The following is a 19,522-nucleotide window of genomic DNA, read 5'->3' as shown; positions in this document are numbered from 1 at the left end:
CGTGATCGTGGTCGATGGTGATGGACGACTCCTCAGCGAGGCTCAACCGCTGCTCTTCGCGGACGACCTCGGTGTCCTGCATGGCGACGGGGTCTTCGAGACGATGCTGGTGCGCAGCGGGCGAACTCGGCTCGTCGACGCACACCTCGCGCGGCTGGCTGACGGCGCCGCCCGCCTCGACCTCCCCGCACCGGATGTCGACGGGCTGCGGCGCGCTGTCGCGCTCGCGGAGGTCGAGTGGACGACGAGTGGGCCCTATTCGGTGGACGGCGCGCTGCGTGTGGTCCACACGCGTGGCCGCGAGTCCGATCCGGGCGTCCCGACGTCGTACGTGACGGTGTCGCCGGTCCCCGAGCGGTCCGTGCGCGCCCGCCGCGACGGTGTGCGCGTGACACTGCTGTCGAAGGCGCACGACCCGGACGTCGCCGCACCGTGGGAACTGTCGGGCGCGAAGGCGTTGAGTTACGCGCGGAGCACGGCCGCGCTCCGGTATGCGCGTGGCCGCGGATTCGACGACGCGATCTATGTGTCGTCGGCTGGCACTGTTCTGGAGAGTCCACGCGCGAACGTCGTCGCCGTCGTCGACGGCGCGCTGACGGCGACGCCCACCGGTGACGGCGTCCTCGCGGGCACCACGCAGGCCGCGGTGTTCGATGTCGCGGCCCGGCACGGACTTGCGGTGCGGTACAGGCGGATGACTCCCGCTGACCTTGTCGCCGCGGAGGGGGTGTGGCTGCTCTCGGCGTTGACTCTCGCTGCGCGCGTCCGGCAAGTGGACCGCCACGTGTTGCCCGAACAACCGAAAAATGCCGTTGATGTCGAAAAGCTGATCATTGAAGCTATTTCCACGCCATGATGTGACCGCGGACACAGTGATGTAGGGCCCGGCGAATGTGTGCCCTTCGTCGCCTGGGTCACGATGAGCTTGTATTCCAGCCCATCGCTACTACGCTACGTAGTAGCGCACTCGGAATTGACGTGCTCTTGGAACTGACGATTGTGAGGCGAGCGTGGACGTCGTTGACATATCCAGATGGCAGTTCGGAATCACGACTGTTTATCACTTCATCCTGGTGCCGCTGACCATCGGTCTGGCGCCACTGATCGCGGTGATGCAGACCGTCTGGCATCGCACCGGAAACGAACAATGGTTGCGCGCCACCAAGTTCTTCTCCAAGTTGTTCCTCATCAACTTCGCGCTCGGCGTCGCGACCGGCATCGTGCAAGAGTTCCAGTTCGGGATGAACTGGAGTGAATACAGTCGGTACGTCGCCGACGTGTTCGGTGCGCCTCTCGCGATGGAGGGCCTCGTCGCCTTCTTCCTCGAGTCGACGTTCATCGGTCTCTGGATCTTCGGCTGGGGCAGACTCCCGCGGCGCGTGCACCTGGCCTGTATCTGGCTCGTCGCCATCGGCGTCAACGCGTCCGCGTACTTCATCATCGCCGCTAACTCGTTCATGCAGCATCCGGTCGGCGTCGTCTGGGACGACGTCCGGATGCGGCCTCGCATGAACAACTTCCTCGCCGTCATCACCAACAACACGACGCTCGTCGCGTTCCCGCACGTGATCGCGGGCGCGTTCCTCACCGCGTCGACGTTCGTGGCCGTCATCTGCCTCTGGTGGATGGCGCGCAACGGCTACCGTGCCCGCAAACTCGAACAGGCGTCGCTCTCGGGCGACGACACCCAAGTCCCTGCCACGACGTCGCCCAGTCAGATCGATGCGACCCCCGAGCGTCTCCGCCACGACAACGTGACCCTGTGGAGACCCGTCGCCCTCCTGGGGCTCTGGGTGGTGATCGCGTCCGGCATCGCGCTGTTCATCACCGGCGACCAGCAGGCCCGCCTCATGTTCAAACAGCAGCCGATGAAGATGGCGGCCGCCGAATCGCTGTGTGAGACCGAGACCGGTGCGAGCTTCTCGGTACTGAGCATCGGCCGCCAGAACAACTGCGACAACATCGAACACGTCATTCAGATCCCCAACATGCTGTCGTTCCTGTCCGATCATTCCTTCGACAGCACCGTCCAAGGCGTCAACGAACTGCAGGCCCAGTATCAGCAGGCGTTGAACATGCCGAACCAGAACTTCGCGCCCAACCTGTTCGTCACCTACTGGGGCTTTCGCGCCATGATCACGTGGGCGCTCGGCTCGGTGGTCGTCGCCATCGGTGGGCTCTGGTTCCTGCGTCGCGGTCGCAGTGAAATACCGCGCAAGGTCGGCACGGTGATGCTGTGGATGCTGCCGACCCCGTTCCTGGCCAACGCGTCCGGCTGGATCTTCACCGAGATGGGCCGTCAACCGTGGGTCGTCGTCCCCAACTGGGCCGATGCGGACGGTGACCCGCTCCGCATCCACATGCTGGTGCAGGACGGCGTCTCCAACCACACGCCACCGATCGTGTGGACGTCGTTGATCGGCTTCACTGTGCTGTACGGCGCGCTGGGCGTCGTCTGGTTCTACCTGCAGAGACGGTATGTGATCGAGGGTCCCGGCGAGAAGGATGCGATCGCCCCCGACGTCGGAGCCGATTCGGACTCCGACAAACCACTGTCGTTCTCGTACTAAGGAGTGCACCGATGAGTTTGGAAACATTCTGGTTCGCGCTCGTCGCGGTCCTGTTCGTCATGTACTTCGTCCTCGAAGGGTTCGACTTCGGCGTCGGCATGCTGCTGCCGTTTCTCGGGCGCCACAGCGAGCCCGACGGCGACAAACGTCGGCGGGTGCTGCTCACGGCCATCGGACCGGTCTGGGACGGCAACGAGGTGTGGCTGATCACCGGCGGCGGTGCGCTGTTCGCGGCGTTCGGCGGGTGGTACGCCACCATGTTCTCGGCGTTCTACCTTCCGCTGTTGTTGATCCTGGTCGGGTTGATCGTCCGCGTCGTCGCCATCGAGTGGCGCGGCAAGATCAACGACCGGAAGTGGCGCATGTGGTGCGACGTCGGGATCGGGCTCGGCTCGTGGCTGCCCGCGATCCTGTGGGGCGTGGCGTTCGCGAACGTCGTGCGCGGCATCCCGATCGGCGCCGACGCCCAGTACACGGGCGGCTTCTTCAACCTGCTGAACCCGTACGCGTTGCTCGGCGGGCTGACGATGGTGCTGGTGTTCATCACGCACGGCGCCGTGTTCCTGGCGTTGAAGACGACCGGCGACCTGCGCCACGATGCGCAGAGCGTCGCCCTGCGTCTGGCGATCCCGACCACTGCCGTCGCCGCGGCGTTCCTGCTGTGGACTCAGCTCGAATACGGCGAGGGTTGGACGTGGGCGGTCGTCGCGATCGCTGTCGTCGCCGCGGTCGTGATGGTCGCCGGCGCGTATCTGCGCCGCGAAGGGCTCGCGTTCGGCGCGACCTGCGTCGCCATCGCGGCCACCGTGGGACTCCTGTTCTGCGTGCTGTTCCCGAACGTGCTCCCGTCGACCACCGATTTAGCGTTCAATCTGACTGTGGCGAACACGTCGTCGAGCCACTACACGCTCGTCATCATGACGTGGGCAGCCGTGATCATGACGCCCATCGTGCTGCTGTACCAGGGGTGGACGTACTGGGTGTTCCGTCAGCGGCTCGCGGTAGAGCGCATCCCTGAGCACGGCGGGCTTCCGCTGCGCGAGGAAGCATCGCGTGCCGGACGAAGCTAGCGCCCGTGCGCTGCCGGTCGAACGGAGCCGAGACGGCGACCGCACACCCCCGTTCGACCCGCGGCTCCTGCGCTACTCGCCGTCTGCGCGTCGGTACGCGGTAGCGATCGCGGCGTTCTCCGTCGGCACCGTGATCGCGGTGATCGCGGGTGCGGTCGCGCTGGCCGGTCTGCTCGGCGAACTCGTCACGGACCCGGCGTCGCGCACGTTCGGCGCTCAATCCGTGCACCTGTCGGTGATCGCGGCGGCGTTCGCGGCCCGCGCCCTCATGACGTACCTGCAGGAGAGATACGCCCACCGAGCCGCGTTGGCGACCATCGCCGAACTCCGTTCGGCGGCGGTCGACGCGCTGACCGATGCGAGGCGGACGTCGCCGCACGTCCTCGCCGCCGACCGCGACAGGTCGTCGACGGTGCTGCTGCGCGGTCTCGACGCCCTCGTCGACTACCTCGCCGACTATGTGCCCGCACTGTTGTCGACTGCCGTCATCACCCCGCTGGTGGTGATCGTCATCGGCTGGGCCGACTGGCCGTCCGCCGTCATCATCATCGTGACGATCCCGTTGATCCCGCTCTTCATGGTGTTGATCGGCCTGCTCACCCGCGACCGCACGCGTCGCCGGCTCGACGCGATGAGCAACCAGAGCTCGCAGCTCCTCGACCTGCTGACCGGGCTGCCGACGCTGCGCGCCATCGGTCGCGCCGTCGGCCCAACCAGGCGGGTCGACGAGCTCGGGCGCGAGTTCGGCCGGACGACGATGTCGTCGTTGCGAATTGCATTCCTGTCCGGGGCCGCGCTGGAACTGCTCGCGACGTTGAGCGTCGCGCTCGTCGCGGTCGGCATCGGACTGCGTCTGGTGTTCGGCGACATGAGCCTGTACGCAGGCGTCCTCGCCCTCGTTCTCGCGCCGGAGGCGTACCTGCCGCTGCGGCGGATCGGGTCGGCGTTCCATGCGGCGCAGGACGGCATGGAGGCTTCCCGCGAAGTGCTCGACGTCTGCGCGCGCACCGGCAGACCGGGCGGTACCCGGACCGTCGAAGTCGCCGGAGCGCCGATCGACCTCAGCGAGGTGGGCGTGCAGACCCGCGACGGGTGGACACCGCGCGGCGTCACCGCGTGCTGTTCGCCCGGGCGGGTCACCGTCGTCGCGGGCCCGAACGGATCGGGCAAGTCGACGCTGTTGTCGACGATCCTCGGCTTGGAGACGCCCGACGAGGGGGCCGTCCGGATCGGCGGCGTCGACGTGCACGAGCTCGTCCCGGACGAATACCACGCACAGGTCGCGTGGCTGCCGCAGCATCCGGTGATCATCGCGGGGACCGTCGCGGACAACCTCGCAGTGTTCGGCACGCTCGCCGACGCCCCAACCGCGCGAGCCGCACACGCGGTCGCCTTCGACGAGGTCCTGGCCGACTTGCCGAACGGTGCGGCCACCCCCCTCGGCTCCGACGGATCCGGACTGTCGGCGGGGCAGCGGCAGCGGCTCGCCCTCGTCCGGGTCCTCGCGTCCGACGCGCCGCTGGTCCTCCTCGACGAACCGACGGCCCACCTCGACGACGACACCGCCGAGCGCGTTCTCGACGCGATCTCCGGTCGCGCCGCCGACGGCGCGACCGTCGTTGTAGTCTCGCACCGGACAGCGGCACTCCGGATCGCCGACACCGTCGTCGATATCCGCCGGGAGGTTGTCGATGCGACGCGATGATCCGCTGCTGCGAGCGCTCAACTTCGCCGGCGTGCGGCGACACACCCCGCTCGTCGCGATAGGGCTCGGCGCCGCAGGCGCGCTGTCCGCGCTCGGACTCGCCGCGTTGTCGGCGTGGCTCATCACCAGGGCTTGGCAGATGCCACCCGTCCTCTACCTGTCGGTCGCGGTCACCGCCGTCCGGGCGCTGGGCATCTCCCGCGCCCTGTTCCGCTACCTCGAACGCCTAGCCACACACGACGTCGCGCTCCGCGCGATGGCGACCGCGAGAGCACGTCTGTACCGTGCGCTCGCCGGTGGCGACCCGGCGGTGACCGTCCGATCCGACCGTTCCGCGCTTCTGGCGCGCACCGCCGACGACGTCGACGAGATCGGCGACGCCGTGGTCCGCGGCCTGGTCCCGATGGCTGTCGGTGCGGTCACGTCGGTCGCCGCGGTCGCGATCATGGCCGTCGTCTCTCCGCTGTCCGCCGTGGTCCTCGCGGGTGCACTGGTGATCAGCGGCGTCGTCGCACCATGGTCGGCGGCCCGCGCGTCGACGCGGATCGTCGCCGACGGGGCGCACGCCCGTGAACGCGTCGGAGCCGACGTCACCGGGCTTCTCTGGCATGCGGGCGAACTGACCGTCGCACGGCGACGGGAGTCCGCGCTGGCACGGCTGCGCGACGCTGACGCCGACCATGCTCGGGCCGTCGACGGTGCCGCCGCACGGCAGGCGGGTGCCGCGTCGCTGACTCCGGTTGCGATGCTCGTCAGTGTCGTCGCCGCCGCGGTGATCGCCGTCGACCTCGCCTCGCGCGTCTCCGGTTCGTTGATGGACGTGTCGTCCACCGACGGCGCCGTGACGCCGATGCTGTTCGGTGTCCTGGTGCTCCTCCCGTTGTCGTCGTTCGAGTCGACCGGGCCCTTGACCGACGCCGCGATCGCGTGGGAGCGCGGACGGCAGAGTGCGGCGCGGGTCATGGCGCTGGTCGACGCGGCGGGCCCACCGCGGGTCGCCGCGGACCCGGTGTTCGACCCCCGCCCGGCGACGGTGACCGTCCGCGGCCTGCAGTGGGGTTACGGCGTCCCGCTCGGTCCCGCGGACGGCGTGGACCTCGACCTGAGCCCCGGCGACCGTCTCCTCGTCACCGGTCGTAGCGGGGCGGGCAAGTCGACGTTGGGGATGACGTTGGCCGGGCTGCTCGAACCGCTCGACGGTTCGGTGACGAGCGATCCCGCCGACCTGCGATGCGCGGCCGCGTACTTCGCGGAGGAGGCGCACCTGTTCTCGACGTCGGTCCGGGAGAATCTGCGCGTGGCCCGCGGCGACGCGACCGACGGCGAGATCGTCGACGCACTGACCGGTGTCGGTCTCGGTCCCTGGCTGGCGGGTCTGCCGGACGGGCTCGACACCGAGCTCGCGGGTGCGGCGTCGGTGAGCGGCGGCCAACGTCGGCGGATCCTGTTGGCGCGAGCGCTGGTGCACACGGCACCGGTCGTCGTGCTCGACGAACCGACCGAGCACCTCGATCGCGACGACGCGCCGGGTCTCCTGCGACGGATCTGTGATCGGACGGATCTATTCGGACCGGACCGGACCGTGGTGGTTATCACGCATCAGTCGTCAGACGTCGAGGGTGTGCCGGTAATCAAAATCGACTGACCTGCATCTGAAGGGTTCAACGCTATTTAGCCTTGCCTTTAATAAGGTAGGAAAGCCTAAAGTGAATTCGCTGAAATATCGCCTTGACCTGCAAATAAGGTATGCCGTACCTGGCTGGACGGATCTGAATTCGTGGCTATTCTGGATTGTGTCCGAAAGAATGCGGAAGACTCCGAATTCTCTCTTTGAACGTTAGGAAGCCGCCATGAAGATGAGCGAAGAACTCGAAGCCCAATTCATCAAGCAGATCAACCGCGAGTACGAGTCGTCTTTCCTGTACCGTCAGCTCGCCATCGAGATGGAAGTCCGTGACCTGCCGGGCATGGCGTCGTGGCTGCGTGCACAGTCGGCGGAGGAGCTGACGCACGCCGACCGTCTCATCACCCACCTCACCGACCGTGACAACCATCCGGTGATCGGTGACATCACGATCCCGTCGATCAAGGTCGAGAAGGTCGAGGACGTCTTCGAGATCGCGCTCGACGCCGAGCGTGCCGTCTCCGAAGGCGTTCGCGACTTGTACCGCCAGGCCGAGGATGAGCGCGACCTCGACTCGCGTCCCACCATCGACTGGTTCATCTCCGAGCAGGTGGAAGAGGAAGCGACGGTCTCCGAGATCCTGGGCCGGCTCCGCATCGTCGACGGCGATGGTTCCGGCGTCCTCCGCATCGATGCGGAACTGGCCTCGAGCGGCGTCTAGCGATACTCGGTACCAAGTCTTCCCGCACCGAGAACGAAGCGAGTCGAAACCCGTCTGGGCTTCGACTCGCTTTGTTTAGTTCGGGTCTATCCGATGACTCTGTGCAGTTTCGCGGACAGCCGGGGCGTGAGTTCTCCGTCGGCGTCGACGCGTTCTTCGACGTAGGCGAGATCGCCGTCGGGCACGAGCCCGTACAGGCGCTTGGCGCCGCCGGTGTGGACGCCTGTCTCAGTGCGGAGAGTGACGTCGGTCGTCAGATTCCACGACGTCTGGTTGAGCGGTCGTCCGTAGAAGAGTTCGATCACGCCTTCGGCATGTGTGAGAAGCAGTTCGATGTCGTCGCTCTCGCTGATCCGCCAGAAGCCGGACTCACGGAGGTCGGGGCGCACGTATGCGCCGTCGTCGTCGAGCACCCACGAGCGCGACTGCCACACGAGGTAGTCGCCGCCGTCGTGGCTGATGACGATCTGCTGACCGAACTGGTAGTCGTCGCCGGTTATCGGGTTGTGGCCTTCGCCTTCGCCCTCCCAGACACCGACCAGCGGCAGCAGTGCGAGAAGCGCCGGACTCAGGTCCGGACCCTCGCGGAGGTTCGCAGTGTCGATCGGGAGCGGAAGATCGCCGATCGCCGGCACGTTCTTGCCGGCGGTCTCCTGAGCGCGGAGCTCAGCGTCGGAGATCGCCTCGTTGCCCGACCGAGTCATGACTCGTCGTTGACCAGGCGGTAAACGGTGTACAGCGCGAACCACACGATGAGCACGGACGCGAGACCAAGCAGGATTTCGAAGAAGAGGACCACGTATCGGATTCTACCGCGCACTGGCGCGACCCGATAACGGTGGTCGGTGAGTGCCGGATATGTCACACGCCGTCGCGGATCACGCTGCCGGGGCCGTCAACCGTCGGCGGTGTTCGTTGCGATGTACGAGTTCGTTGGTGAGTGCGCGGACGTCCGGCCAGCAGTACATCACCTGCCGGTAGCTGAGCCGGACCACGCGATAGCCGAGAGCCTGGGCTCGCAGGTCGCGCTTCCGGTCGTTTTCGAAGGCGGTCGACGACGAGTGATACTCCTCGCCGTCCACTTCGATGATGAGCGAGCAGCCGATGAGAAGGTCCACACGGCCGACGTCGGGAATCTGAACCTGCGGTCGGATCTGCAGGTTCGGCGCCGAGAGCCGTAGGCGGACCATGGTCTCGGTGCCGGACTCCGCACGTCCGTCGACCCGATCGAGTGCGGCCCGGACGGGTCGCGGCGCGTGCCGAAGTATGTCGTCGACGTCGGTGGGAGCCAGTAGTCGCTTGTTCAGAAGCGAGTCGCAGACCATCACGAGGTCTTCGGCGCGAAGGCAGCGTGCGGCGTGCGCGAGGGCGGCCGGCAGGTCGTCGACCGCGTCATTCTCGGCGGGTTGCCTGCCGAGCCGTCGGCACCATCTCGGATGATCCCGCGCCGTGTTGCTGTTGCCTCGGATGTGGACGCGGTCCGTCGGAGGGTGGATACCGCATACGTGCTGGTAATTCTGGACGGACGACGATGCCCCGGCTGCGTGTTGTGGCCGGGGCATCGTGAGCGTGCGGAATGTACTACTTCGAGACGGTGACGTCCTGGTTGTAGACGCCGGGGCCCTCAGGTGAGACGGTGACGTCGCCGTTGCCCTGCGAACTGAGCGCACGGAGCGTCCAGGTGCCGGGGGCGGCGAAGAACCGGAAGTCGCCGGTGGCCGACGCGACGACCTCGGCTGTGAACTCGCCGGTGCCGTCGAGCAGACGCACGAATGCGCCCGCGACCGGGTTGCCCGAGCCGTCCACGACCTGACCGGTCAGGACGGTCTCTTTCTCGACGTCAACGCCTGCCGGCAGGGACTGACCCTGCTTGGGTGCTGCACACATGTGGGTATTCCTCTCAGATGAAGTCGGAGCTCTAGAGCTCGACCGGTGCGCCGACGAGGGAGCCGTATTCGACCCAGCTGCCGTCGTAGTTCTTTACGTTCTTCTTGCCGAGCAGTTCCTGCAGCACGAACCAGGTGTGGCTCGAGCGCTCACCGATGCGGCAGTAGGCGATGGTCTCCTTGGCGTCGTCGAAACCCTTCTCCGCGTACAGCGCGGTGAGGTCGTCCTCCGACTTGAAGGTGCCGTCTTCGTTCGCGGTCGACGACCACGGGATGTTGATCGCGCCCGGGACGTGACCGCGCTGCTGTGCCTGCTCCTGCGGGAGGTGGGCGGGTGCGGCGATCTTGCCGGTGAACTCGTCGGGGCTGCGGACGTCGACGAGGTTCTTGGAGCCGATCGAGTCGATGACCTCGTCGCGGAATGCGCGGATCGAGGTGTCTGCTGCCTGTGCGACGTACTTGGTGGGTTCGCGGGTGACGGCGTCACTGCTCAGCTCACGACCGTCGAGCTCCCACTTCTTGCGGCCGCCGTCGAGGAGGCGGACGTCCTTGTGACCGTAGATCTTGAAGTACCAGTACGCGTAGGCGGCGAACCAGTTGTTGTTGCCGCCGTAGAGGACGACGGTGTCGTCGTTGGCGATGCCACGCTCGCTCAGCAGTGCGGAGAAGCGGTCGGCGTCGAGGAAGTCGCGGCGGACACCGTCCTGCAGGTCCTTGCGCCAGTCCAGGCGGATGGCGCCCGGGATGTGGTTGAGGTCGTAGATCGAGGTGTCCTCGTCGACCTCGACGAAGACGACCTTGTCGGTGTTGAGATTCTGCTCAGCCCAATCGGCGCTGACCAGGACATCGGAGCGTGCCATGTGTGTTCCTTTCGAGGGGATACGAGCGCTGTCACCCTTGGGCGTGACGCAGTAAGGGTGGAGACGTCGAAGACGGTACAACACTGAAGGCTGGCTGGGACGTCGCGCCGAGCGTTCAGTAGTCGATCGGCTTGACAATTCGCGCATCGTTGTTCCCGGCGACGATGAGGTCACTTCCCCTGCTCAGAGCGTTGCTCGCGGCGATGTTCCACGCCATCGGGAGCGTCGGCAGGGTCGCTGAGAAGCGCTCGAGAACGTGTGCGCGAAATTCTGGCGGGACGTCCGCGGAGTAGTGGTCTTCGGGGCCGTCGTACAGTCCGGTCGCTTCGACGTGCACGCGGCCGTCGACGACGAAGACCTTCGCGCTGACACTGATCTTCACCTTCGGCGCCGTGTACCCGGACGCGGACGGCGGAAGACCGTCCGCGTACTCGGGCGATCCCGGGTAGGGGACGGTCCCGCTGAGCATGATGCCGTCGGTCCGTTCGAGGAGCCCGTCGCCGGGACCTCCGCCGCCCGCCTTCCCCTCGGGGGCAGGCGTGTTGATGTACAGGTCGGTGATCCCCATCAGCCTGCCGAGGTTCACTGAGTCGATGCGGGTCTCGGCGGTGATCGCGGCCGCGCGGATCGGGGTCGTCGCGTCGACGTCCCAGATATCGCCGGTCGTGACGTCGTCGAGTCGGGCGTCGACGGTGGCCGTGCAGGCGCCGCGGTCGCCGCACCCGGTGATCGTTACTCCTCGCGCGCTGACGAGCATCGACGGGAACCGCCCGTCGCCCGCCCGTGTGAGGAATCCGAGGCCGCCGAGGTTCACCTCGGGTTCGAAGTCGACGCGGCCGGATTCTTCGATGGCAACCGCGACGCGGTGCTCGGCGCGCGACGCCGCCAGATTGTCTGCCAGAAACGCGATGACCAGCACAATCACGACGACGACGGCGCCGATGGCCGCGATCTGTGCGGCACGGCGCGAGGGTCGGATTCGGGCGGAGGTGGACATCGGGTCTATTCTGTCATCACATCTTCACGAGCTGCGACCAGCGTCGATCGACAGTTCAGCCAAGAGGCCACGACGAGAGCGGAGTGGTGAGTGGACCTGTTGCTGTTGACGTCGGAGTCGTCGCCGGACTCTGTACTGGAATCCTTAACGCTGCTACCGCACGATGTGACCTTGGCTCCGGTCGACACATCGTCGCTGGTGAACGCGTCCGAATCAGAACTGGTGCTGGTCGATGCCCGCACCGATCTGGCCAATGCGCGCAGTCTGTGCCGCCTGCTGGAATCGACCGGTTCCCGTGTGGTCGCCGTCGTCGGCGAGGGCTCGCTGGTCGCGGTGAACCAGGACTGGGGGATAGACGACTTCCTCCTGCCCGGCACCGCCCCCGCAGAACTGGACGCCCGTCTCCGGTTGACATTGGCGCGAGGCACCGCAACCGAACCCGAGCTGTCGGACAAGGTGACGCTGGGCGAACTCGTCATCGACGAGAGCACGTACACGGCTCGGCTGCGCGGAAAGCCGATCGACCTGACGTACAAGGAGTTTGAACTCCTCAAGTACCTCGCACAGAATGCCGGTCGAGTGTTCACCCGCGCGCAGCTGTTGCACGAGGTGTGGGGCTACGACTTCTTCGGCGGCACCCGCACCGTCGACGTCCACGTGCGACGTCTGCGCGCCAAGTTGGGCTCGGACCACGAATCGTTGATCGGCACGGTGCGCAATGTCGGCTACAAAGCGGTGAAACCGTCCGTCGGCCGTGCCGCCGACGAGTCGGGGGCAGGCGAACCCGACTAGTGCCAGACTGTCGGCCGGATCGAGTCGAGGGCCCGACCCACTACCCTCGGAGGCTATGAGCAACTCGTTCCCGATCAGGATCGTGCGCGGTGCGTTGACCGCGGCCGACGTGGACCATGCGCTGGCAGCGCTCGATGCGGCCGAGGCCGCGGACGGGGTCGAAGCACTTAGCGAACAGCATCGTCTGGCGGTTCGGAACGGTGGGGCGTTGCACGTCGTCACCGAGCACGGCTACGCGAACGTCCTCGAACCGCGCGACGGGGAGGCTCCGATGGCCGAAGCCGTCGTCCACCCGGACCACCGGGGCGACGGGGAGGGGCGGGTGCTGGTCGGCGCGGTGCTCGACGCGGGAGCCGAACTCGGCGACCGTCCGCAGGTGTGGGCGCACGGCGATCTGCCCGCCGCACGCCGCGTCGCCGCCGCGCTCGGGTTGGACCGCCATCGGGAACTGCTGCAACTGCGTCGCCCGCTGACCGAGACGCTGCCGGAGCTGCCGGAGCGTGACGACGTCGTAGTCCGCACATACCGGCCTGGCGACGACGACGAAATCCTGCGCGTCAACAACGCGGCCTTCGACTGGCATCCCGAACAGGGCGGGTGGACACCGCAGGAGGTCGACGAGCGGACCGGGTCGTCGTGGTTCGATCCGGCAGGCGTCTTCCTCGCGTTCGACGCGGCCGATCCGGACACACTTCTCGGCTTCCACTGGACGAAGGTCGACAAGCCCGGACTCGGTGAGGTGTACGTCGTCGGCGTCGACCCGGCAGCGCAGGGCCGCGGTCTCGGCAACCTGTTGACACTCGCAGGCCTGCACTACCTGGCTGGACGAGGCCTGGCCGAGGTGGAACTGTACGTCGAGGGCGACAACACTGCGGCCCTGCACACCTACGAACGACTCGGGTTCACGCGGTACCGCGCCGACATCACATATCGAAGGCCGTGAGTCGGCAGCAGGTGATTCTTCCGCCCGACACCTGCTGTTCGCCTAGTCGACCCGATTGTTCGTCGGCCGGCCACCGACGCGTCGACTCCGCCTAACCAGGCGTGGATAGGTTCGCTTCGAATCCCCCCGAAGCAGACCGAAAGGCCATGGACTCCCATGAGCGTCAACCCCAAGCTCGTTCGCAGCGCCGGTGCCGCAGCTGCCACCGCAATGGCAGCCACCCTCGTCCTGTCCGCGTGCAGTTCCTCCGGCGAGGGCTCCATCACCGGTGAGGGCTCCACCGCTCAGCAGAAGGCGATGGAGCTGTTCGCCGACGTGCTCACCGACGACGGCGCCGTCAACCTCGACTACACCGGATCCGGGTCCGGCGACGGCATCAAGAAGTTCATCGCGGGCGACGTCGACTTCGCGGGCTCCGACTCGCCGCTGAAAGACGACGAGGTCGCCAAGGCTCGGGAACGGTGCGGTGGCAACGACGCATGGCACCTGCCTCTCGTCGCGGGCCCGGTCGCGCTCGCCTACAACCTCGACGGCGTCGACAAGCTCACACTGAACGCGCCGACTCTCGCGAAGATCTTCGACTCGAAGATCACGCGGTGGAACGACCCGGCGATCGCCGCCCTCAACCCGGGCGTCGACCTGCCGTCGACCGAGATCATCCCGGTCCACCGTAGCGACAGCTCCGGCACCACCGACAACTTCACCAAATACCTGCACGCCGCAGCCCCGCAGGACTGGCCGTACGAGCCGGGCAAGGAGTGGACGGGCCACGGCGGTTCGGCCGCAGCCAAGTCGACCGGAGTCGGCGACACCGTAAAGAAGACGGCCGGCTCGATCGCCTACGTCGAGTGGGGCTTCGCCACCGAGAACGACCTCGGCGTCTCGCAGGTCGACTTCGGTGCCGGAGCGACGCCGCTGACCGCTGAGACCGCAGGCAAGGCCCTCGACGCGGCCGAGTTCGTCACCCCGGGTAGCAAGGACCTCGTCGTCGACACCGATGCGCTGTACAAGATGAAGGAGCCGGGCGCCTACCCGCTGGTCCTCACGACGTACGAGATCGTCTGCTCCACCGGCTATGAAGATGACCAGGTGTCCGGCAATCTCAAGACCGCGTTCAGCACCATCCTCGACAACGGCCAGGACGGACTCGCCGAAGCCGGCTATGTGCCATTGCCCGAGGCGTTCAAGCAGACTCTGCGCGGCACGATCGACGCGCTGTGACGACTCCACACACGACTGTCGAGGATACGGTGGACAGCAGAGCATCGACGGCTCCGGAGGCGGGGCGAGCTGCAACTGAGCAGCCCGCCCCGCCTTCGGGCCGTCGGGGATCGTCGCGCCTGACGGACTCGGCCGTATCGCGGACAGGCGACCGCGTGATGCGCACGCTGTCGACCGGTTCCGGCCTGCTCGTCTCCGTCGTGATCGGTCTGATCGCGATCTTCCTGCTGATCCAGGCAGTGCCCGCGCTCGCGGGCAACACGCAGAACTTCTTCACCTATCAGGGCCCGTGGGCCACGTCGGGCGATCTCGCGTTCGGCATCCCCCGCCAGTTCTACGCGACGGTCCTCGTATCGGTGATCGCATTGATCATCGCGATGCCGGTCGCGCTGGGCATCGCCCTGTTCGTCACCGAGTACGCGCCGAAACGTGTCGCGACGCCGATCGCCTACGTCGTCGACCTGCTCGCCGCCATCCCGTCGATCGTCTACGGACTGTGGGGCATCCTGGTGCTCGGCCCGGCGATGGTCGGGGTCAACACCTGGCTCGTCGGCAACCTCGGATTCCTACCGTTCTTCAGCGAACCGGACAACGCCGCCAACATGTCGACCGGCGGCACCGTCTTGACGGCGGGCATCGTGCTCGCAGTGATGATCCTTCCGGTGATCACCGCGGTGACGCGAGAAGTGTTCGCGCAAACCCCGCACGGCCACCGGGAGGCTGCGCTCGCACTCGGCGCCAGCCAGTGGGAGGTGGTTCGGTACGCGGTCCTGCCGTTCGGCTTCTCCGGCTACATTTCGGGTTCGATGCTCGGCCTCGGTCGCGCACTCGGCGAGACGATGGCGCTGATGCTCATCATCTCGACGGCCGGCCCGATCAACTTCAACCTGATGGAGAGCGGCGAGACGTTTGCGACGATCATCGCCAACAACGCCGCCGAGTTCGACGACCCGTTGAAGACGGGCGCCTACATCTCGGCGGGCCTGGTGCTGTTCGCCCTCACCTTCATCGTCAACGCGGCCGCGCGCGCGGTGATCGCCAGGAAGGCGTGAGCATGGAACTCTCCACTATGTCGACCCGGCGGAAGCTGACCGACACCACGGCGCGCGTCGGCGTGACACTGGCCGTCGTACTGGCGGTCCTGCCGCTCGGCTGGCTCTTGTGGACGCTCGTGTCACGCGGGATCGGCCCGGTCCTCGACCCCGACTGGTGGCTGCAGTCCGAGCGGTTCGGCGGTGCGGCCAACGCGATCGTCGGCACCCTGATCCAGACGGCGATCGCGGCGCTCGTCGCCGTACCGCTCGGCGTGCTCGTCGCGATCTACCTCGTCGAATACGGGTCTCGGAAGAGCGTGCTGACGCGGGTCACCACATTCATGGTCGACGTGCTGTCAGGTGTGCCGTCGATCGTCGCAGCGCTGTTCGTCTACGCCGTCTGGCGTACGACGCTCGGCCTGCCGCGGTCAGGCCTCGTGGTGGCGCTCGCGCTGGTCCTGTTGATGGTGCCGCTCGTGGTGCGCGCCACCGAGGAGATGCTGAAGATCGTCTCGCAGGATCTGCGGGAGGCGTCGTACGCCCTCGGCGTACCGAAGTGGAAGACCATTCTGCGCGTCGTCCTGCCGACCGCGATGTCCGGGATCATCACCGGCGTCATGCTGGCCGTCGCCCGCGTGATGGGTGAGTCGGCGCCGGTCTTGATCCTGGTGGGCGCCACGCGCGCGATGAACGTCAATCCGTTCGACGGAAACCAGCAGTCACTGCCGCTGATGATGCTGCAGGAGTACAACAAGGGCCCAGGCGGCTACGAGACGGTGTGGGGTGCGGCGTTGACGCTGGTGATCGCGGTCGCGATCGTCTACCTCATCGCCCGATTGATCTCGCAGTTCACCGGCCCCATGAGACAAGGACGTTGACCATGGCGAAAAGCCTGACCATCGAAGACCTGAACGTCTACTACGGCGACTTCCACGCCGTCCAGGACGTCTCGGTGAAGATCCGCCCGAAGTCAGTGACCGCGTTCATCGGACCGTCGGGGTGCGGCAAGTCGACGGTGCTGCGCACGTTGAACCGCATGCACGAGGTGACGCCCGGCGCGTACACGACGGGGTCGGTGAAGCTCGACGACCTCGACCTGTACGGCAAGAACGTCGACCCGGTCGGGGTCCGCACCACCGTCGGCATGGTGTTTCAGCGCGCGAACCCGTTCCCGACCATGTCGATCCGCGACAACGTCGTCGCCGGGTTGAAGCTCGGCGGGGTCCGCGACAAGGCGAAGCTCGACGAGGTCGCCGAGGCGAGTCTGCGCGGAGCGAACCTCTGGAATGAGGTGAAGGATCGCCTGGACAAGCCGGGCGGCGGACTGTCCGGCGGACAGCAGCAGCGTCTGTGCATCGCCCGTGCGATCGCCGTCTCGCCGCAGGTGCTGTTGATGGACGAGCCGTGTTCGGCGCTCGACCCGATCTCGACGCTCGCGATCGAGGACTTGATCGCCGAGTTGAAGAGCGAGTACACGATCGTGATCGTCACCCACAACATGCAGCAGGCGGCCCGAGTCAGCGACCAGACGGCGTTTTTCAACCTGAAGGCGACCGGCAAGCCCGGTCAGCTCGTCGAGGTCGGTGACACGTCCAAGTTGTTCTCCAACCCGGACCTGAAAGAGACCGAGGACTACATCTCCGGTCGCTTCGGGTAGGCACGGCCGGGCGGCGGGCAAGCCCCGCCGCCGGCCGAGTCGAGTGGTTGGTCAGGCGAAGCCGAGCAGCGACTTCACTTCGAGGAACTCGTCGAAGGCGTAGTCGCTCCACTCGCGACCGTTACCGCTGCGCTTGTAGCCGCCGAACGGCGCGGACGGGTCGGGCGACGCCGAGTTGAGCGAGATCGAGCCGGCGCGCAGCTTGGACCCGATGCGGCGGACTTCGTCGACGTCCTCGCCGGAGACGTACCCGGCGAGCCCATACTCGGTGTCGTTGCCGATGGCGACGGCCTCGTCGACATCGTCGTAACCGATGACCACGAGGACCGGACCGAAGACCTCCGTCTGGGCGATCTCCATGTCGTTGGTGACGCCGGTGAAGACGGTCGGCTTCACGTAGTAGCCGGTGTCGAGCCCGTCGGGACGACCGGGGCCGCCGACGACGGGGGTCGCACCGTCGTCGACCGCGCGTTCGATGAGGCCCTGGATCTTGTCGAACTGGACTTCGGAGACGACCGGACCCAACTGAACCTTGGTGTTGGGGTCGCCGACGGTGATCGCGGCCGCCGCCTGCTCGATGGCGGCCTGTACCTCGTCGAGGCGCGCGGCGGGCACGATCATGCGGCTAGGCGCGTTGCACGACTGCCCCGAGTTCAACATCATCGTCGACACACCCGCAGCGACGTTGGCGGCGAGCGACGCGTCGTCGAGGAGGATGTTGGGGCTCTTGCCGCCGAGTTCCTGGGCGACCCGCTTGACCGTGGGCGCCGCGTTCTTGGCGACCTCGATGCCCGCACGGGTCGAACCGGTGAACGAGATCAGATCGATGTCCGGATGCGAGGCGAGAGCGGTGCCGACGCCCGGGCCGTCGCCGTTCACCAGGTTGAACACGCCTGCGGGGACGCCTGCCGCGTCGAAGATCTCGGCGACGATCGCCGACGAGAACGGTGCGACCTCGCTCGGCTTCAGGACCATGGTGCAACCGGTCGCGAGTGCCGGAGCCACCTTGCACATCACCTGGTTGAGCGGCCAGTTCCACGGCGTGATGAACCCGCACACGCCGATCGGCTCCTTGACGATGCGCGAGGTCCCGCGATCTTCCGCGAACGAGAACGTCTTGAGTGCTTCGGCTGCGGTCGCCAGGTGGGCGAGGCCGAGCGGCACGTGGGCGGCGGCGGCCAGTCCGGCAGGCGCACCCATCTCTTCGGTGACCGCGGCGGCGAGATCGTCCGCACGCTTCTGGTATTCGGCGATGACGGCACCGATGACGGCGACCCGCTCGTCGACGGTGGTCTGCGACCACGAGTCGAATGCGCGTCGTGCTGCGGCGACGGCAGCGTCGACATCGGCCGATCCGCCGATCGCGACGGTTCCGGCGGCCTTCTCTGTCGCCGGGTTGATGACGTCCAGGGTGCCTGAGCCGCGCGCGGGCGCGACCCACTGGCCGTCGATGTAGAACTGGTTGAGGTCAGGCATGTAGTCCGCCGTTCTATGAGGAGGGTGGGTCTCTTCGATTACAGACGCTCGGCGGTCGGATTGGGGGCCGAACGCGTAACACCACGGGTCTGATAACGCACGTTATCAAAAAAGTCGGATCCGGAAACGGCTGCTGGGGAATGAGATCAGTCCGCTCATCGGGCGTCGGCGGCAATGTGCCCTCACGGCGCGATGAGCGGACTGATCTCATCGGTACTCGTCCGCGGATCGCGACGTCTACGACGCTTCGAGCAGTTGTTCCGGCGTCTTGCCGGTGGCCTGGAAGACGACCCGTCGAGCGATCAGTACCGCGTGATCCGCGTACCGCTCGTAATATCGGCCGAGGAGGGTCACGTCGACGGCCGCGGAGACACCGTGCCCCCATTCGCGGTCCATCATGACGGTGAACAGGTGGCGGTGGAGGTCGTCCATCGCGTCGTCGTCGTCGATGAGTGCGAGCGCGTCGTGGTAGTCCTGGCTCTCGACGATCCGGCGCGCGTTTCCGGCGAGTTCGACGGCGAGCCTGCCCATCTCCTCGAAGTAGCCTGCGACTTCGTCGGGGAGAACGTTCGCGGGGTGTCGGCGGCGCGCGACTTTGGCGACGTGGAGTGCAAGAGCGCCCATCCGGTCGATCTCGGAGACGAGCTGGAATCCGGAGACGATGGACCGGAGATCGCCTGCGACGGGTGCCTGCAGCGCCATCAGTTGGAAGGCGAGGTCTTCGGCTTCGACAGACTTCTCGGTGACCGTGTCGTGGTCCGAGATCACTTGCTCGGCGAGCTCCAGGTCGGCTTCGAGGAGCGCCTGGGTGGCCAATTCCATCTCACGGCCGACCTCGTCGATCATCTGGCCGAGAACAGTGTTCAGGGCAGCCATCTGCTCCTGGTACGCGTCACGCATAGACCGAGTGTACTGATCGTCGGGGGAACGAATGTGCAGGCCGGAGTGAATCCGACGTGAACTCTG

The 19,522-nt window shown here is 66.7% G+C and carries 19 protein-coding genes; 12 read left to right on the top strand and 7 right to left on the bottom strand.

The features are described from left to right. Nucleotide 1: 1 nt before the first annotated feature. The 6 genes from L5G33_RS08265 to L5G33_RS08240 all read left to right on the top strand — a co-directional run bounded on the left by L5G33_RS08265 (nucleotide 2) and on the right by L5G33_RS08240 (nucleotide 7,690). Nucleotides 2-856 carry an aminodeoxychorismate lyase gene (locus L5G33_RS08265; RefSeq protein WP_308191552.1) on the top strand — a complete coding sequence of 285 codons (855 nt, stop codon included), beginning with the start codon at nucleotides 2-4 and terminating at the stop codon, nucleotides 854-856. Nucleotides 857-1,010: 154 nt separating this feature from the next. Beyond that, the gene (locus L5G33_RS08260; RefSeq protein WP_236997696.1) at nucleotides 1,011-2,570 is read left to right on the top strand and encodes a cytochrome ubiquinol oxidase subunit I; all 1,560 of its coding nucleotides are present in this window, start codon (nucleotides 1,011-1,013) and stop codon (nucleotides 2,568-2,570) included. 11 nt (nucleotides 2,571-2,581) lie between these two features. Continuing rightward, the gene (gene cydB, locus L5G33_RS08255) at nucleotides 2,582-3,640 is read left to right on the top strand and encodes a cytochrome d ubiquinol oxidase subunit II (RefSeq protein WP_236997695.1); all 1,059 of its coding nucleotides are present in this window, start codon (nucleotides 2,582-2,584) and stop codon (nucleotides 3,638-3,640) included. Then, entirely contained in the window at nucleotides 3,624-5,345 is a 1,722-nt protein-coding gene (gene cydD, locus L5G33_RS08250) for a thiol reductant ABC exporter subunit CydD (protein ID WP_236997694.1), read from the top strand. The genes cydB and cydD overlap by 17 nt, the downstream gene beginning before the upstream one ends. After that, nucleotides 5,332-6,990 carry a thiol reductant ABC exporter subunit CydC gene (gene cydC, locus L5G33_RS08245; protein ID WP_236997693.1) on the top strand — a complete coding sequence of 553 codons (1,659 nt, stop codon included), beginning with the start codon at nucleotides 5,332-5,334 and terminating at the stop codon, nucleotides 6,988-6,990. The genes cydD and cydC overlap by 14 nt, the downstream gene beginning before the upstream one ends. A gap of 205 nt (nucleotides 6,991-7,195) precedes the next feature. Continuing rightward, nucleotides 7,196-7,690 (top strand): ferritin, encoded by a 495-nt coding sequence (locus L5G33_RS08240; protein ID WP_236997692.1) that lies wholly within the window; start codon nucleotides 7,196-7,198, stop codon nucleotides 7,688-7,690. Nucleotides 7,691-7,776: 86 nt separating this feature from the next. Here the strand turns inward: L5G33_RS08240 and L5G33_RS08235 are convergent, their stop codons facing one another. The 5 genes from L5G33_RS08235 to L5G33_RS08215 form a co-directional block, all read right to left on the bottom strand. Beyond that, nucleotides 7,777-8,394 (bottom strand): heme-binding beta-barrel domain-containing protein, encoded by a 618-nt coding sequence (locus tag L5G33_RS08235; protein ID WP_236997691.1) that lies wholly within the window; start codon nucleotides 8,392-8,394, stop codon nucleotides 7,777-7,779. A gap of 174 nt (nucleotides 8,395-8,568) precedes the next feature. Continuing rightward, nucleotides 8,569-9,252 carry an endonuclease domain-containing protein gene (locus L5G33_RS08230; protein WP_236997690.1) on the bottom strand — a complete coding sequence of 228 codons (684 nt, stop codon included), beginning with the start codon at nucleotides 9,250-9,252 and terminating at the stop codon, nucleotides 8,569-8,571. 19 nt (nucleotides 9,253-9,271) lie between these two features. After that, the gene (locus L5G33_RS08225) at nucleotides 9,272-9,577 is read right to left on the bottom strand and encodes a DUF1416 domain-containing protein (protein ID WP_236997689.1); all 306 of its coding nucleotides are present in this window, start codon (nucleotides 9,575-9,577) and stop codon (nucleotides 9,272-9,274) included. 31 nt (nucleotides 9,578-9,608) lie between these two features. Next, a complete protein-coding gene (locus L5G33_RS08220; RefSeq protein ID WP_236997688.1) occupies nucleotides 9,609-10,436 on the bottom strand; it encodes a sulfurtransferase in 828 nt (275 codons plus the stop codon). 115 nt (nucleotides 10,437-10,551) lie between these two features. Next, nucleotides 10,552-11,433, bottom strand: a complete 882-nt coding sequence (locus L5G33_RS08215) for an LmeA family phospholipid-binding protein (protein WP_236997687.1) — start codon at nucleotides 11,431-11,433, stop codon at nucleotides 10,552-10,554. Nucleotides 11,434-11,523: 90 nt separating this feature from the next. Between L5G33_RS08215 and L5G33_RS08210 the strand changes: the two genes are divergently transcribed. The 6 genes from L5G33_RS08210 (at nucleotide 11,524) to pstB (ending at nucleotide 17,080) form a co-directional block, all read left to right on the top strand. After that, on the top strand, nucleotides 11,524-12,225 hold the full coding sequence (locus L5G33_RS08210) for a winged helix-turn-helix transcriptional regulator (RefSeq protein WP_236997686.1): 702 nt from the start codon (nucleotides 11,524-11,526) through the stop codon (nucleotides 12,223-12,225). A 55-nt stretch (nucleotides 12,226-12,280) separates the two neighbouring features. Beyond that, nucleotides 12,281-13,168 carry a mycothiol synthase gene (mshD, locus tag L5G33_RS08205; RefSeq protein ID WP_236997685.1) on the top strand — a complete coding sequence of 296 codons (888 nt, stop codon included), beginning with the start codon at nucleotides 12,281-12,283 and terminating at the stop codon, nucleotides 13,166-13,168. A 156-nt stretch (nucleotides 13,169-13,324) separates the two neighbouring features. Continuing rightward, nucleotides 13,325-14,389 carry a phosphate ABC transporter substrate-binding protein PstS gene (pstS, locus tag L5G33_RS08200; RefSeq protein ID WP_236997684.1) on the top strand — a complete coding sequence of 355 codons (1,065 nt, stop codon included), beginning with the start codon at nucleotides 13,325-13,327 and terminating at the stop codon, nucleotides 14,387-14,389. 29 nt (nucleotides 14,390-14,418) lie between these two features. Continuing rightward, the gene (pstC, locus tag L5G33_RS08195; protein ID WP_236997683.1) at nucleotides 14,419-15,441 is read left to right on the top strand and encodes a phosphate ABC transporter permease subunit PstC; all 1,023 of its coding nucleotides are present in this window, start codon (nucleotides 14,419-14,421) and stop codon (nucleotides 15,439-15,441) included. Between the two features lie 2 nt (nucleotides 15,442-15,443). Continuing rightward, entirely contained in the window at nucleotides 15,444-16,301 is an 858-nt protein-coding gene (gene pstA / locus L5G33_RS08190) for a phosphate ABC transporter permease PstA (protein WP_236997682.1), read from the top strand. A gap of 2 nt (nucleotides 16,302-16,303) precedes the next feature. Continuing rightward, complete coding sequence (pstB, locus tag L5G33_RS08185; RefSeq protein ID WP_236997681.1) at nucleotides 16,304-17,080, top strand: phosphate ABC transporter ATP-binding protein PstB; 777 nt, start codon at nucleotides 16,304-16,306, stop codon at nucleotides 17,078-17,080. A gap of 51 nt (nucleotides 17,081-17,131) precedes the next feature. On the opposite strand, the gene L5G33_RS08180 is transcribed toward pstB, so the two are convergent. After that, nucleotides 17,132-18,556, bottom strand: a complete 1,425-nt coding sequence (locus L5G33_RS08180) for an aldehyde dehydrogenase family protein (protein ID WP_236997680.1) — start codon at nucleotides 18,554-18,556, stop codon at nucleotides 17,132-17,134. A gap of 237 nt (nucleotides 18,557-18,793) precedes the next feature. Next, the gene (gene phoU / locus L5G33_RS08175) at nucleotides 18,794-19,456 is read right to left on the bottom strand and encodes a phosphate signaling complex protein PhoU (protein WP_236997679.1); all 663 of its coding nucleotides are present in this window, start codon (nucleotides 19,454-19,456) and stop codon (nucleotides 18,794-18,796) included. Nucleotides 19,457-19,522 lie beyond the last annotated feature (66 nt).

This window comes from Gordonia liuliyuniae (assembly GCF_021738805.1).
GTDB classification, from domain to species: Bacteria; Actinomycetota; Actinomycetes; order Mycobacteriales; family Mycobacteriaceae; genus Gordonia; species Gordonia liuliyuniae.
This window is presented reverse-complemented; position numbering and strand designations above follow the sequence as displayed.

What these genes read in the sequence shown, in the direction of transcription:
- L5G33_RS08230 (WP_236997690.1), bottom strand. Translation starts at nt 9,252, where the DNA reads ATGCCCCGGCCACAACACGCAGCCGGGGCATCGTCGTCCGTCCAGAAT.
- phoU (WP_236997679.1), bottom strand. Translation starts at nt 19,456, where the DNA reads ATGCGTGACGCGTACCAGGAGCAGATGGCTGCCCTGAACACTGTTCTC.
- L5G33_RS08220 (WP_236997688.1), bottom strand. Translation starts at nt 10,436, where the DNA reads ATGGCACGCTCCGATGTCCTGGTCAGCGCCGATTGGGCTGAGCAGAAT.
- L5G33_RS08240 (WP_236997692.1), top strand. Translation starts at nt 7,196, where the DNA reads ATGAAGATGAGCGAAGAACTCGAAGCCCAATTCATCAAGCAGATCAAC.
- L5G33_RS08180 (WP_236997680.1), bottom strand. Translation starts at nt 18,556, where the DNA reads ATGCCTGACCTCAACCAGTTCTACATCGACGGCCAGTGGGTCGCGCCC.
- mshD (WP_236997685.1), top strand. Translation starts at nt 12,281, where the DNA reads ATGAGCAACTCGTTCCCGATCAGGATCGTGCGCGGTGCGTTGACCGCG.
- cydB (WP_236997695.1), top strand. Translation starts at nt 2,582, where the DNA reads ATGAGTTTGGAAACATTCTGGTTCGCGCTCGTCGCGGTCCTGTTCGTC.
- cydC (WP_236997693.1), top strand. Translation starts at nt 5,332, where the DNA reads ATGCGACGCGATGATCCGCTGCTGCGAGCGCTCAACTTCGCCGGCGTG.
- pstB (WP_236997681.1), top strand. Translation starts at nt 16,304, where the DNA reads ATGGCGAAAAGCCTGACCATCGAAGACCTGAACGTCTACTACGGCGAC.
- pstA (WP_236997682.1), top strand. Translation starts at nt 15,444, where the DNA reads ATGGAACTCTCCACTATGTCGACCCGGCGGAAGCTGACCGACACCACG.
- pstS (WP_236997684.1), top strand. Translation starts at nt 13,325, where the DNA reads ATGAGCGTCAACCCCAAGCTCGTTCGCAGCGCCGGTGCCGCAGCTGCC.
- L5G33_RS08235 (WP_236997691.1), bottom strand. Translation starts at nt 8,394, where the DNA reads ATGACTCGGTCGGGCAACGAGGCGATCTCCGACGCTGAGCTCCGCGCT.
- L5G33_RS08225 (WP_236997689.1), bottom strand. Translation starts at nt 9,577, where the DNA reads ATGTGTGCAGCACCCAAGCAGGGTCAGTCCCTGCCGGCAGGCGTTGAC.
- L5G33_RS08215 (WP_236997687.1), bottom strand. Translation starts at nt 11,433, where the DNA reads ATGTCCACCTCCGCCCGAATCCGACCCTCGCGCCGTGCCGCACAGATC.